This is a genomic window from Delftia tsuruhatensis (genome assembly GCF_903815225.1).
In the GTDB taxonomy this organism is placed as follows: Bacteria; Pseudomonadota; Gammaproteobacteria; order Burkholderiales; family Burkholderiaceae_C; genus Comamonas; species Comamonas tsuruhatensis_A.
In genome coordinates this window covers 5387410-5400902 of record NZ_LR813084.1, presented here as the reverse complement: position 1 = coordinate 5400902, position 13493 = coordinate 5387410, and the positions used below count along the sequence as shown (strand labels likewise).

The window sequence follows — 13493 nt, the reverse complement described above, 5'->3', positions numbered from 1 at the left end:
AACGCGCTTTCGGAGGGCGCTGGTGCGCATTCGTCATGCTCTGTACAAGGGCAGCTTCGATCCGGCCAATCCCACAGACAACCTGGTCGGCTGTGATGATGACAGTGGCATCGGCTTGCTGCCCAAGTTCGCGGCCTCTCTGGAGGCGTCCACGACCTAGGTGATGGTCGTGACCTCCTACCAAGCAACCCCCTTCACGGGCGTGGCCACCATTGACCCCGTGACCGGTGCCTTGACGCTGCTGTCCGCAGGCACCACCACCATCACGGCATCGCAGGCAGCTCAGGCGGACCCACTGCCCTTTGCCGAAGGGGCGGAAACCGCCCTGCTGACGGTGGCGGCTGCGCCTGCCATCGTTGCTGAGCCCCGGCCCGTTCCTTCGCTGTCCGAATAGGGCGTGGTGCTCATGGCATCCTGCTCGTCTTGTTTGGCCTGAGGGGGCTGAGGCTGCGCCGCTGATCCGCACGCCGGGGCTGGCCGCTCGGCAATGGCTTGGACGCGGGCTCGCCTGCGTGGTTTGGTCGAGGCTCACGCCATAGCGGCCATTGCTCAGATTCGCTCAGATTCGATGCGGAGATGCTTGCTAGATTTCGTTTCAATTGTTTCTTGACGTATCTAGACTAATCAAGCATGGGAAATATCCAACGGAATCTGTCGTGGCTGTTTTTGGCCGTCGCGGCGCATTGCTTGCCCGGCGCAGCGATTGCCGCCACATCCACGACAGCGACTTCCAACGGCGTAAGCACCTTCACCGTGGCCAGCAGTCCGCTGGGCGGGATCGCTGGCTGCGGCATTGTGGCCGGTGTTCACTACTATGGCGCCACCAGCTTCACCACCACGAGTGCAGCGAGCTACTCTTTCACAGGCACGGCTCAGACGGGGACGACCGATTCGTTCCTCGCCTTGTACAAGGGCAGCTTCAATCCCGCCAGTCCGACGGTCAACCTGGTCGGCTGCGACGATGATTCTGGTGGCAACCGCCTGCCCAAGTTCGTTGCCAACCTGGAGGCCGCCACGACCTATGTGATGGTCGCGACCACCTACGGCGCGGCCCCCTTCACGGGCAATGTCGCGTTTTCCGCTGGCATTGCACCCAACATCAGCCTGGCTCCGCTGAGCGCGGCCGTCGGCGCGACGGGCCGCTCCATGGTGGCGACCAGCGACAGCCCCATGCCGATCACCTATGCGAGCAGCAATCCTGCCGTGGCGACCATAGACCCCGCCACTGGCGCCGTGAACCTGCTTGCGGTAGGCACTGCCGTCATCACGGCATCGCAGGCGGCACAGCCGGATCCGCTGCCTTTCGCCGCAGGGGCGAAGGCAGTGCCACTGACGGTGACGGCGGTGCCGGTCGCCCCCGCCGGACCCCAGCCCGTGCCCACTCTGTCCGAAGTGGCCACCCTGTTGATGGCTACGCTGCTGGCGCTGTTCGGCCTGGGTCGGCTGCGCCGTCGTCGCTGAGCCTCACGCCTGGGCCAGCCACCCGGCCACGGCCTGGGCGCGTGCCGCCTGCACGGCTTCGCCGATGGCCTTGCCCTGCTTTCCTCGCGCGACGGCCTGGGCCGCGACTTCTGCGGTGGAGATGGACAGGGCCGCGGCCAGCGCATCGCGCAGGCGCGGGCGCTGGGGGTAGGGCCTGTCCTCGAAGCCCAGGCGTCCGCGTGCATCGCATTCACAGGCCATGAGGGCCTGCTCGAAGCGCGCGGGCTTGCGGATGGCATCGCAGCGCTCCAGCAGGCGCACGATGGCGGCGGCATTGAGATCACCGCTGCGGTGGATGTTGCCGTGCTCGCGGGCCACCACGTCGCCCAGCTCGCGGCAGTCCGTGGGTACGCGCAGGCGCTCGCCCACCCGCTGGGCGAGATGGGCGCTGCGCTGTTCGTGGCCGATGTGGCGCGGCAGCACGTCGGCCGGCGTCGTCCCCTTGCCCAGGTCGTGGACCAGGCAGGCGTAGCGCACGGGCAGCGGCGCGTCCAGCTGCGCGGACATGTCCAGCACCATCATGGCGTGCACGCCGGTGTCCACCTCCGGGTGGTATTCAGCGCGCTGGGGTACGCCCCACAGCTGGTCCAGCTCGGGCAGCAGCACGGCCAGCGCGCCGCATTCGCGCAGCAGCTCGAACATGCGCGAGGGGCTGCGCTCCATCAGGCCCCGGCTGATTTCCTGCCACACGCGTTCGGGCACCAGCGCATCGACCTCGCCGGCCGCGACCATCTCGCGCATCAGCGCCAGGGTCTGCGGCGCCACACTGAAATCGTCGAAGCGCGCGGCAAAGCGCGCCACGCGCAGGATGCGCACGGGGTCTTCGCGGAAGGCGTCGGTCACATGGCGCAGCACCTTGTCCCGCAGGTCGGTCTGGCCGCCGTAGGGGTCGACCAGGGTCGCGTCGCCGCCGTCCCAGTCCTCGGGCGCCGCCATGGCGTTGATGGTCAGATCGCGCCGGGCCAGGTCCTGCTCCAGCGTGACATCGGGGGCGGCCTGCACGACGAAACCCCGGTAGCCCTGGCCGCTCTTGCGTTCGGTGCGCGCCAGCGCATATTCCTCATGGGTTTCGGGATGCAGGAAGACGGGGAAGTCCCGTCCCACGGGCATGAAGCCGCGCGCGGCCATCTGCTCGGGCGTGGCCCCGACCACGACCCAGTCGTGATCGTTCACGGGCCGGCCCAGAAGGCGGTCGCGCACCACGCCGCCCACCATGTACACCTGATATTCGCTCATGCCCCGATGGTAGGGCCTGGCGGGGCGTGGCCGCTCTCAGCCGGCCGCAGGCGCGCTGCGGTAAGGCTCCTCGAACGGCCGGAAGTCATGCTCGGCCAGGGCGCCCTGCACCCAGTCCTGCACGCCCGGCAGGGCGCGCACACGGCGTACATAGGCGTCGATGGCCGGTGCCACCGGCAGCTCATAGGTCGCCAGGCGCATGCAGACCGGGGCGAAGAAGGCGTCGACGATGCTGAACTGGTCGAACAGCATGGGGCCGCTGGCCGTGGTCAGCAGCGGTTGCCACAGTTCGGACAGATGCTGGACGTCGTCGCGCAGGTCCGAGCGCTCGGCCCACAGCCGAGCGCCGACCTCGGGCAACTGGGCCTCGATGTTCATGGGGCACAGGGAGCGCAAGGCGCCGAAGCCGCTGTGCATCTCGGCACAGAGGCTGCGCGCGCGGGCCCGGTTCAGCGCCAGCATGGGCCACAGGTGCTTTTCGGGAAATTTCTCGGCCAGGTACTCACAGATGGCCAGGCTGTCCCAGATGGCCATGCCTTCATCCATGAGCACGGGCACGCGGCCGGAGGGCGACAGCGCACGGGCACGCTGCTTGAAGGCGGACTGCTCGTCGAAACTGTCGAAGCGCAGCATGACCTCCTCGAAGGCGATGCCGGACTGGCGCATCAGCACCCAGGGGCGCATGGACCAGGACGAGTAGTTCTTGTTGCCGATATAGAGCGTGAGCATGGCCGCAACCTCCGAGATAAGACCTGGAGCTTAGCAAGAGCGGCGGAAAAGCCCATGTAGGAGCCGGGCGCTGCCTGCCCACGGTCTAATGCAAGCCATGCAAACCGATTCCATTTCCCCCCAGGCGCCGGATGCGCGCCACAAGGCGGCGCTGGTGCTGTTCTCCGGCGGCCAGGATTCCACGACCTGCCTGGCGCAGGCGCTGTCGCTGTACGAGCGGGTCGAGACCCTGGGCTTCGACTATGGCCAGCGCCACAGCGTGGAGATGCAGGTGCGCCAGCAGGTGCGCGAGCGGCTGGCTGCCGATTTTCCCGAATGGGCACCGCGCCTGGGCGAGGACCATGTGCTGTCGCTGGACGTGCTGCAGCAGATCGGCGGCTCCTCGCTGACCGAGGACGTGGCCTTCGCCATGCAGGCCGACGGCCTGCCCAACACCTTCGTGCCGGGCCGCAACCTGCTGTTCCTGACACTGGCGGGCGCGCTGGCCTACCGGCGCGGCCTGTCGGTGATCGTCACCGGCGTCTGCGAGACCGACTATTCCGGCTACCCCGACTGCCGCGACGACACCATGAAGGCCATGCAGCTGGCGCTGAACCTGGGCCTGGAGCGGCGCTTGCGCATCGACACCCCGCTGATGTGGATAGACAAGGCCCAGACTTGGCAGATGGCCCACGACCTGGGCGGCGACACCCTGGTCGAACTCATCCGCCGCGACACCCACACCTGCTACCAGGGCACGCGCGACACCCTGCACGACTGGGGCTACGGCTGCGCCACCTGCCCCGCCTGCGACCTGCGGTCGCGCGGCTGGAGTCAGTGGCAGGCAGGCCGCACCCCCTGAGCGGCTGACGCCGTTTCCCCCTGTTGCACGGCGCCTCTCTACCCGCTTCGCGGGGGAGGGGGGCGTACGGGCAGCCGGCGACACCCTCGGTGCGGGGCGGCACGGCCGGCCTAGGCCCTTCCTCGGTGTCCCTGGTTTGGGTTGCGCCAGTTTTGTCCGCCGCTGTTAAATCGGCCAGACGACACCGTGGTCATTCAGGATGGCGTCCAGCGGCAGGTCGTGCGGCTCGGGCTCGAAATCGTCCACGTAGCCGCATCCGTAGCCCAGCCCCACGGTGAAGGGCCTGGGCTGCAGCTCGGCCAGCGTGCGGTCGTAGAAGCCTCCGCCATAGCCCAGGCGGTAGCCGCCGGCGGCATAGCCCACACAGGGGACGAACAGCAGGGTGGGGGTGAGGATCTCGGTGTCCTTGGGCTTGGGAATGCCGTAGGCATCCTCCTCCATGGGACAGCCCGGATACCAGGCGTGAAAGCTCAGCGTCTTGCGTTGCTTGTCGATCACCGGCAGTCCGATGCGTCGCCGTTGTGGGGTACCCTGTAGCTCGCCATCTTCCTTCCAGCGGTGAAGGGCGGGCAGCGGATCGAACTCCCCCTTGATGGGCCAATAGGCGCCGATCACGGTATCGGGCCGCTGTATCAGCCAAAAGCGCATGACCTGCTGCAGTGCGTCGGCGCGCTGCAATCGGTCGGGAAGGTTCAGGCGCTGGTCTATCAAGCTGCGGCGCAGGGCTGCTTTGTCCATCAGATAATTTCCTCCATGCACTGGCTGAAGATTTTGACACCGCTTCTGGCGGCTTCCCTCTGGACCACCGCAGCCACGCCTGCGCTGGCGCAAAACCGTGGCGACGATGTCCTGCTGGAAATGCAGCAGGCCTTTCGCAAGGGCGACAAGGCCAAGCTCACGCAGCTGCTGCCTTCGGCGCGTGGACATGTGCTCGAACCTTGGGCCGCGTACTGGGAACTCAAGGCCCGGCTGGAAGAAGCCGGTGCCGACGAAATCCTTGCATTCTTCAAGCGCTGGAGCGGCACCTACCAGGAGGACCGGCTGCGCAACGACTGGCTGCTGCTGCTGGGCCAGCGCCGCGACTGGGGCATGTTCGACCAGGTCCACGGGGCGTTTCGCATGCGCGACGATCGATCGGTCAGCTGCTATGCGCTGCTGATCGACAACCTCAAAGGCCAGCCGGCGGCCAACCTGGGCCAGCAGGTGCGCGACCTGTGGTGGGCCCAGCGCGATGCCGACGACGGATGCACCTACGCTGCCGGCGAACTGTATGCGGCCAAGCTGATCAGCGAGCCCGAAGTCTGGCGCAAGGCGCGCCAGGCGGCCGAGGCCAACCGCCAGAAGGCCGTGCGCGATGCCGTGGCCATCGTCGCGCCCGAGGCCCTGCCCCAGGTGGCGCAGGTGTTCGCGTCGCCGGCCAAGTACCTGGCGGGCCAGACGCGTGTGCGCGGCGCCGTGCCCAAGGAGCTGGCGCTGCTGGCGTTGATCCGCATGGCCTCCAGCGATCCGGCGGCGGCCGCCACCCAGCTGGAAGGCGGCTGGGGGGCTCGGCTGACGGCCGAGGAGAACAACTGGGCCTGGGGCGTGATCGGCAAGCAGGCCGCGCTCAAGCTCCAGCCCGAGGCGGCCGGCTATTTCGGCAAGGTGCGCAAGGATGGGGACCTCAGCGACGAGCTGCTGGCCTGGAAGGTCCGCGCCGCCTTGCGTGCGGGCGACTGGCGCACGGTGCGCCGCGCCATCGATGCCATGGGCGCCGAGCGCACCGACTCCGCCTGGACCTACTGGAAGGCGCGTGCCCTGCTGTCCGGCCGTCCCAGCGAGCAGGAGCGCGCCGAGGCGCGTCAGCTGCTGGAGGACATGGCCGGCCCGGGCAGCTTCTACGAGCAGCTGGCACTGGAGGAGATCGGACAGCGGGTGGTGCCCCCGCCCCAGCCGGCGCCGCCGACCGCCCAGGAAAAAGCCGCTGCCCGCGCCAATCCGAGCCTGGCGCGCGGCCTGTATGCCATCCAGAACGGCCTGCGCAGCGAGGGCGTGCGCGAGTGGAACTATGCTACCAACCTGCACCAGGCTGGCGGCATGAACGACCGCGAGCTGCTGGCCGCGGCCGAGCTGGCCTGCCAGCAACAGGTCTGGGACCGCTGCATCAACACCAGCGAGCGCACGCGCAGCTTCGCGGACTGGAGCCAGCGCTTTCCCATGCCATTCCATGACACGGTGCTGGCGCGCTCGCGCTCCATCGGGCTGGATCCGGCCTATGTCTATGGCCTGATCCGCCAGGAAAGCCGCTTCATCATGGATGCGCGCTCGGGCGTGGGCGCCTCGGGCCTGATGCAGGTCATGCCGGCCACGGCGCGCTGGACGGCACGCAAGATCGGCATGACCGATTTCTCCCCGTCCATGATCAATGACCGCGATGTGAACATCACCATCGGCACGGCCTACCTGAAGCTGGCGCTGGATGACTTCGACGGCTCCATGGCCCTGGCCGCCGCCGGCTACAACGCCGGTCCGGGCCGGCCGCGCAACTGGCGCAACGGCCCGGTGCTCGATGCCGCGATCTGGGCCGAGAACGTGCCTTTCACCGAGACACGCGACTACGTGAAGAAGGTGCTGTCCAACACCACCAACTACGCGGCGCTGATCACGGGCCAGCCCCAGTCGCTCAAGAGCCGCCTGGGGACGATCGGTCCGCGCGATGCGGCCACGCCCGACCCGAGCAAGGACCTGCCCTGAGCCGCACTTGACATTCCTGCGGGGTGGCGTGGCACCCGCTGCCGCTACACTTGGTTACCAAAAACGGGGCCGCATGGCGCGGTACCGGCTACCGCAGAGGGTTCAGGAATGACGACAACATGGAGCCGCGCGGCCTGGGCCGCGCTGGGCCTGGCGTGGGTGTGCACGGCAGCCGCTCAGCCCGTCTACAAATGGGTGGATGCCGAGGGGCGGACCCACTATGGATCCCAGCCCCCCAATGGCCAGGACAACATCGGCGAGATCAAGGTCTCGCCCAATGGCAGCTCCGGCGCCGGGGCGGGCCGTTTCGGCGAGGAGCGCAATCCCGACGGCACGAAGAAGCTGCCCAGGCAGGCACGCGAGATGGTCGATGGCGTGGCCAAGGGCCTGAGCAAGGTGGATGCCAAGGAGGTGCCGCTGAACTGCACGGCCGCCGTGGACAACATCCGCTACCAGGTGGACACCATGATCGAGAACGGGGAAAAGAACGTGCGGGGCGGCTACATGACGCAGGCGCAATTCGATGCCACGGCGGGCAAGTTCCGCGAGGCGCGCACGCATGCCACCGTGGCCGACTGCCAGGCCGCCACGGGCCGCTCCAAGGCCATGTACCAGTGCATGTCCAACAGCTACAACCATCTGGTGGGCTGCGCCGAAAAGCACAAGCCCTGAGCCCCTGCCTCAGGTCTCGGCCCACATGCGCAACAGGTTGTGGTACTGGCCCGTGAGGGCGACGGTCTCCCCGGTCTCGCCCAGCCGTTCGCGCAGGCGCTGTATGGTCTGGTCCATCTCGAACAGCATGGCACGCCGGGCGTCGTCGCGCACCATGCTCTGCGCCCAGAAGAAGGAGCACACACGTTCGCCGCGCGTGACGGGCTCCACGCGGTGCAGGCTGGTCGATGGGTAGAGGATCAGGTCGCCGGCAGGCAGCTTGACCTCGTGCGTGCCGTAGGTGTCCACCACCACCAGCTCTCCGCCGTCGTAGTCCTCGGGGTCGCAGAGAAAGAGGGTGCTGGAGACATCGGTGCGCATCCACGGATGCGGGCCTGGCAGATGACGTGCCGCCCCGTCCACATGGAGGCCGTAGGTCTCGCTGTCGGCATAGCGGTTGAACAGCGGCGCCATGGTGCGCGCAGGCAGCGCGGCGCTGAAGTACATCGCGCTGGCAGCCAGCGCCTGCTGGATGATGCGGCCCTGCTCCAGGGCCACGGGCGAATCCTCGGGCAACTGCCGGTTGCGCTTGACGCGGGCACCCTGGCTGCCCGCCGTGGCGCGGCCGTCCGTCCATTCGGCGCCGTCGATGGCCATGCGGATGGAGGCGACCTGTTCGCGCGTGAGCACGTGGGGGATGTGCAGCATCATGGTGCGGATCCTTGCTGGGCAAGCCCCGGCAGGGCCGGGGCTTTGCGGTGGTTGCCGGCGTTGCGCGCCGTGGGCGTTCAGAAGCGGAAGTTCGCCGTCACGCGTACCGAGCGCGCAATACCGGGGAAGTAGCGGTAGCCGCTCTTGTTGATGGCCGCCACGTACTCCTTGTCGAACAGGTTGTAGAAGTTCAGCTGGATGTCCGCATTCTTGTTGATGCGGTAGCTTGCCATGGCGTCGAAGACCCAGAAGGACTCCGTGAAGTTGGGTGTGCCCACGGCGCCATCGGTGCCGCGCTTGAGGCCGCCCGAATAACGCGCGCCGCCGGCCAGCGTCAGCCCGAACGGAAGCTGGTAGCTGGTCCACAGCGAGAACGCATTCCTGGGCGTGTAGGTCAGGCCGCTGGATCCGTCTTGGGCGACGTTGGTGCCTGAGTTCACCTTGGTGTCTTGCAGCGTGTAGCCGGCGGTTACGCCCCAGGCCGGGGTGATCTGGCCGGTGGCGCCAAGCTCCAGGCCCTGCACGGTCTTCTTGCCGGTCTGGCCCACGGTGCCATCGGGGTTGGTGACGATCTCGTTGGTAATCTCGGTGCGGAACAGCGCGCCGGTCAGCAGCAGGCGCTTGTCCATCAGCTCCCACTTGGTCCCGATTTCGGCGGTCTTGGCCTTTTGCGGGTCCATGTTGGGGTTGTTGGCATTGTTGGCGGCCGTGGACAGCGTGAAGTTGCTGCCGCCCGGCGGCTGCTGCGACAGCGCGTAGTTCACATAGACGCTGCCGTTGGGCGCGGGCTTGTAGAGGGCGCCGACCTTCCAGCTCAGCAAGGTGTCCGAGGCTTCCAGGCCGCTGGCGCTGGGCAGCACGGTGCCTGCGGGGTTGCTGCCGCAGGCGGGGCCGCTGCGTCCGCCGCACACGGCCAGCGCGTCGTAGCGGGTCTTGTAGCGGTCCAGGCGCAAGCCGGCATTGGCCTGCCACTGGTCGTTGAGCTTGAGGGTGTCGAAGGCATAGAGCGCGAAGGTGTTGGTCGCGCCATGGCTGTCGGCACCGTTGCGTGCCCAGCTCAGGCCGGAGTTGGCCAGTTGGGGATCGTAGAGGCTGGCATTGGGCCAGGCGCCCGTGGTGGCCGTGCCGTAGTTGCTCTGCTTTTCACGGGTGATCTCCACGCCCGTGCTCAACTCGTGGCGGATGCTGCCCGTGGCCAGCTTGGTGGTCAGATTGGTCTGGTTGGTGACGATTTCGTTGACCTGGTTCTTGAAGGTCGGCAGGCTGCGTGCCACGGTCCAGTCGGCGGGATTGTTGCTGTTGTTGCTGGACAGCGTCATGAAGGCCGTGAGCAGATAGTCCTGCCTGGTGCGGCCCCAGCGCGTGGTGTTGCGCAGCGTGGTGTCGGGCGTGAAGTCGTGCTCCACGCGCAGCGTGACCATGTCGGCAGTCACGTCGTCATGGTCGGCACTGGTTCCGTAGAAGCGGCTGGGGTCCACGGGGCGGCCCGCGTTCAGGCGCGCATCGGTGTTGCTGTAGCCTGGAAGGCCGATCGTGGGCACGCCACCGTCGGGCACATTGCTCTGCTTGACATGCAGCAGGTTCAGATAGGTGCGCGTGTCGGTGTTCAGACCGAAGGCGAAGGATGGAGCGATGCCCCAACGGTCGTTGGCCACGCGGTCGCGGCCGGCCACACCCGCGTCCTGCGCCATGGCGTTGAGCCGGAAAGCCGCGCCGCCCATGCCGGCCAGGCTCTTGTTCCAGTCCACGGTCGAGCGTTTGTAGCTACCCGACCCCGCTCCCAGCGAGGCGCCGAAGCTGTCGACCAGGCTGGGCTGCTTGGTGACCATGTTGATGGCTCCGGTCGGGGCGCTGCGGCCGTAGTCGGTGCTGGCCGGACCCTTGGTGACCTCCACTTGCTCGGTGTTGAACACATCGCGCGAGATCGATCCCATATCGCGTACGCCATCCACATAGATGCTGTTGGAGGTATCGAAGCCGCGCATGTAGATGGCGTCACCGGTGCTTGTGTTTCCGTTTTCGCCGGCATAGAAGGTGCCGGCGCCGGGCACGTTGCGCAGGACCTCGGTCAGTGTGGTCGCCCCCTGTTCCTGGATGACTTGCTCCTTGATGACGGAGAGGGTCTGCGTGGTATCCACCTGGGGCTGGGTGAACTTGGGCGAGGACAGTTGCCCAGGCTCGTAGCCGGTGCTGCGCGTGCCTTCGACGGTCACTTCCTTGAGGCTGGGCGCTGTCCTGGCGCTGGATGGCGTGGTCTGGGCCAGGGCGGGCAGGCCCAGGGTTGCAATAGCGGTGGCCGCTGCGATGAGACTGGCCGAAGACGAGCGGTCGGCGCGGCCATGTTTGCGGCTTTTGATGTACGAGTTGGAGTTCGCCATGTTGGAGGAAGCGCGAGGAAGAGCGCATGGGCGGTGGAAGTGCTGGCTTGCTGGCCGGGCGGCTTGCACAGCGGCTCCGGTGCTGGCTGGAACAGGCAATTCTTGCCTGGATCGCGAATGATAATGATTCTTAATAAAAATATAAGAATGATCGGATATGCGATGGCTTGTCCGTTGCCGCCCGGCAACAACCCGGCGTCAGAACTTCAACGTGGCGATCAGCCGGGCCGAGCGCGCGGCCCCTGGTATGTAGCGCCCGCCATTGCTGTTGAGGCTGGCGACGTACTTCCTGTCGGCCAGGTTGTAGATGTTCAGCTGCAGGCGCAGTTGGCTGTTGACGTCATAGGCCATGAAGCCGTCGTAGACCCAGTAGGCCTGGGCTTCGGGCATGTTGGTGATGGCCGGCACGGTGGCGTTGCTGACCTGGCGTGCCAGCCGGTCCATGTAGCGGGCTCCGCCGCCCACGGTCAGGCCGTTGCGGAAGCGGTAGGTGGTCCAGCTCGTGAAGCTGAGCCGGGGCGACCAGTTCAGGCGGGCCCCGGTCTGGGTGGCGGTGCCCTGTTGCACCTTGGTGCTCATGTGCGCCAGGCCGGCGCTGATCGCCCAGGCCGGTGTGATCTGGCCGACGGCACCCAGCTCCACGCCCTTGACCTGCTTCCTGCCGTACTGGGTGACGACGCCGGTGACGGGGTCGATGGTGCCCAGGTCGTTGCGCACGGTGGTCTGGAACAGGGCGCCTGTCAGCAGCAGGCGGCGGTCCAGGATGTCCCACTTGGTGCCCACTTCGAGGTTGGTGGCCTTGGAGGGGTCCATGCTGGAGTTGTTGATGTTGCCCTCGGTGGCGCTGAGCGCGAAATTGCTGCCACCCGGCGGCTGCTGCGAGGTCGATACGCCGGCATAGAGGCTGCCGTGCTCCAGCGGCTTGAAGTTGAACCCGAGCTTGGTGCTCAGCAAAGTGCCGCTGCTGCGCAGCGAGGTGAGGGTTTGCAGGCCGGTGGCCGCAGCAGGCGCCGAGGTGTTGTCATTGGCGCTGCGGTAGCGGTCCAGCCGCAGGCCGCCGGTCAATTGCCACTGCGGGTTGAGATCGATGCTGTCAAAGGCATAGATCGCCAGCGTTCGGGTAGTGCCTTTGTTGAGCTGGCCCGTGTAGCGGATGGCCTGGCCGGTGACCGGATCGTTGACGTCGGGCGCGTAGAGGTCGGCCGGCGGCACGGTGCCGGCACCCGTGCGGCCCTTGGTGGTCTGCTTTTCGTGGATGAGCTCCACGCCCGCGTTCAGGGCGTGGCGCAGGGCTCCGGTGTCGAACGCGGTCGTCACGCTGGTCTGGTGGGTCAGCAACCGGTTGTCCTGCCAGCGCAGCTGGCGCGAGCGCGATGCGGTCCAGGTCCAGAGGTCGGGCCGCGCCACGGCATTGGCTCCGCTGCCGTCGCCAACGATGGCCCCTGTGCCGGTGAGCAACTGGTCGATGCTGCTGCGGCCCGCACGCGTGATGTGGCGTACCGTGGTGCCTGGCGACAGGTCGTGTTCCAGGCGCAGGGTGGCCTGGTCGAGATCGGTTTTGCTGAAGTCACCCAGGCTGCCGTAGAAATTGGAGGAATCCACGGCCGGGAAGCGGGTGATGCCGGCCGCGGCGAGCAGCGCGCTGTAGTAGCCCGGCAGCCCGATGGTGGGCACGCCGCCGTCGGGGCGGTTGTCGTAGCGCAGCACCTGCATGTCGGCCAGTACCCGCGTGGATGTGCCCAGGCCGAAGGCGATGGACGGCGCGATGCCCACCCCCTTGTTGCGGACATAGTCGCGCCCCGCCACGCCGCGGTTCTGTGCCATGGCGTTGAGGCGCAGTGCCGTGGTGGCGTCCAGCTGGCGGTTCATGTCCACGGTGGCGCGGTTGTCGTCGGCCGTGCCCGTGGACAGGCGGGCCTGGGACAGATCGCCGGCAAAGGGCAGCTTGGTGCTCATGTTGATGCTGCCCGAGGGGGCGGCGCGTCCGTACTCGGAGCCTGATGCGCCCTTGACGATCTCGATCTGCTCGATGTTGAAGGTGTCGCGCACCGAGCTGCCCAGGTTGCGCACGCCATCGATGAAGATGTTGCCCGTGGTGTCGAAGCCGCGCATGAACACGTTGTCCTTGCCGTTGGAGTTGCCTCCCTCCCCCAGCAGCAGGGTCACGCCCGGCGTGTTGCGCAAGGCTTCCTGCAAGGTGGTGGCCTCCTGCTCTTCCAGCACTTCGCGGCGGATGACGGACAAGGTCTGGGGCGTGTCCAGCAGCGGGCGCGTGAATTTGGCGGAGGACGCCTTCTCCGCCTTGTAGCCGCCCTCACGCCGGGCACGTACCTGGACTTCCTTGAGGGCGGTTTCCTGCGCCGCCGCTGTGCTGGCCTGCGCCTGGGCCGGCGCGGGCAGGCCCAGGGCCATCAGCGCGGCCGCGATGCCCGCGGCATGGGGCCGCGTGGCGATCGTGCCGTGCTTGCGGCCGGTGATGTGGTGGGGTGTGTGGTGGATGGTGTCGTGCTGGGTCATGCCCGCCTCCCTCGCTGTGCATGGATGGATGCTGGCTGGCGGGGGGCGGCTGGACGCTGGGCGTCATGTGGCAGGCCTGGGGCTCGCTCCGGTCAGGCGCATGCCTTGGCCGCCAACGGGAGCGTCGACGCAAGAAGGCCTGTGCCATACCTGCGAATGCTAATCATTCCGATTGACAAAAACTATCCAGGAATCGTCTTAATTTCTTTTTCTTC

The 13493-nt window shown here is 67.2% G+C and carries 12 protein-coding genes; 6 read left to right on the top strand and 6 right to left on the bottom strand.

Translation table 11 applies throughout. The features are described from left to right. Positions 1–22 precede the first annotated feature (22 nt). The 3 genes from L1Z78_RS24605 to L1Z78_RS24595 all read left to right on the top strand — a co-directional run bounded on the left by L1Z78_RS24605 (position 23) and on the right by L1Z78_RS24595 (position 1461). Positions 23–160 (top strand): hypothetical protein, encoded by a 138-nt coding sequence (locus tag L1Z78_RS24605; RefSeq protein ID WP_234638954.1) that lies wholly within the window; start codon positions 23–25, stop codon positions 158–160. Between the two features lie 9 nt (positions 161–169). After that, on the top strand, positions 170–394 hold the full coding sequence (locus L1Z78_RS24600) for a hypothetical protein (RefSeq protein ID WP_234638953.1): 225 nt from the start codon (positions 170–172) through the stop codon (positions 392–394). A 236-nt stretch (positions 395–630) separates the two neighbouring features. Then, entirely contained in the window at positions 631–1461 is an 831-nt protein-coding gene (locus tag L1Z78_RS24595; RefSeq protein ID WP_234638952.1) for an IPTL-CTERM sorting domain-containing protein, read from the top strand. 3 nt (positions 1462–1464) lie between these two features. Here L1Z78_RS24595 and L1Z78_RS24590 read toward each other — a convergent pair whose 3' ends face one another. Continuing rightward, positions 1465–2718: a multifunctional CCA addition/repair protein gene (locus L1Z78_RS24590; protein ID WP_234638951.1), complete on the bottom strand. Its 1254-nt coding sequence runs from the start codon at positions 2716–2718 to the stop codon at positions 1465–1467. A 36-nt stretch (positions 2719–2754) separates the two neighbouring features. Next, complete coding sequence (locus L1Z78_RS24585) at positions 2755–3447, bottom strand: glutathione S-transferase family protein (RefSeq protein ID WP_234638950.1); 693 nt, start codon at positions 3445–3447, stop codon at positions 2755–2757. 88 nt (positions 3448–3535) lie between these two features. On the opposite strand from L1Z78_RS24585, the gene queC reads away from it, so the two are divergent. After that, a complete protein-coding gene (gene queC, locus L1Z78_RS24580) occupies positions 3536–4288 on the top strand; it encodes a 7-cyano-7-deazaguanine synthase QueC (RefSeq protein ID WP_234638949.1) in 753 nt (250 codons plus the stop codon). A 165-nt stretch (positions 4289–4453) separates the two neighbouring features. On the opposite strand, the gene L1Z78_RS24575 is transcribed toward queC, so the two are convergent. Further along, on the bottom strand, positions 4454–5026 hold the full coding sequence (locus L1Z78_RS24575; protein ID WP_234638948.1) for a 5-formyltetrahydrofolate cyclo-ligase: 573 nt from the start codon (positions 5024–5026) through the stop codon (positions 4454–4456). 15 nt (positions 5027–5041) lie between these two features. On the opposite strand from L1Z78_RS24575, the gene L1Z78_RS24570 reads away from it, so the two are divergent. Both L1Z78_RS24570 and L1Z78_RS24565 read left to right on the top strand, forming a co-directional pair. Next, positions 5042–7021 (top strand): lytic transglycosylase domain-containing protein, encoded by a 1980-nt coding sequence (locus tag L1Z78_RS24570; RefSeq protein WP_234638947.1) that lies wholly within the window; start codon positions 5042–5044, stop codon positions 7019–7021. A 108-nt stretch (positions 7022–7129) separates the two neighbouring features. Further along, positions 7130–7693, top strand: coding sequence for a DUF4124 domain-containing protein (locus L1Z78_RS24565; RefSeq protein ID WP_234638946.1), 564 nt, complete (start codon positions 7130–7132; stop codon positions 7691–7693). Positions 7694–7702: 9 nt separating this feature from the next. Here the strand turns inward: L1Z78_RS24565 and L1Z78_RS24560 are convergent, their stop codons facing one another. The 3 genes from L1Z78_RS24560 to L1Z78_RS24550 form a co-directional block, all read right to left on the bottom strand. Beyond that, positions 7703–8383 (bottom strand): Fe2+-dependent dioxygenase, encoded by a 681-nt coding sequence (locus L1Z78_RS24560; protein WP_234638945.1) that lies wholly within the window; start codon positions 8381–8383, stop codon positions 7703–7705. A gap of 77 nt (positions 8384–8460) precedes the next feature. Further along, positions 8461–10761, bottom strand: coding sequence for a catecholate siderophore receptor Fiu (locus L1Z78_RS24555; RefSeq protein WP_234638944.1), 2301 nt, complete (start codon positions 10759–10761; stop codon positions 8461–8463). Between the two features lie 198 nt (positions 10762–10959). Then, positions 10960–13278, bottom strand: a complete 2319-nt coding sequence (locus tag L1Z78_RS24550; protein WP_234638943.1) for a catecholate siderophore receptor Fiu — start codon at positions 13276–13278, stop codon at positions 10960–10962. Positions 13279–13493 lie beyond the last annotated feature (215 nt).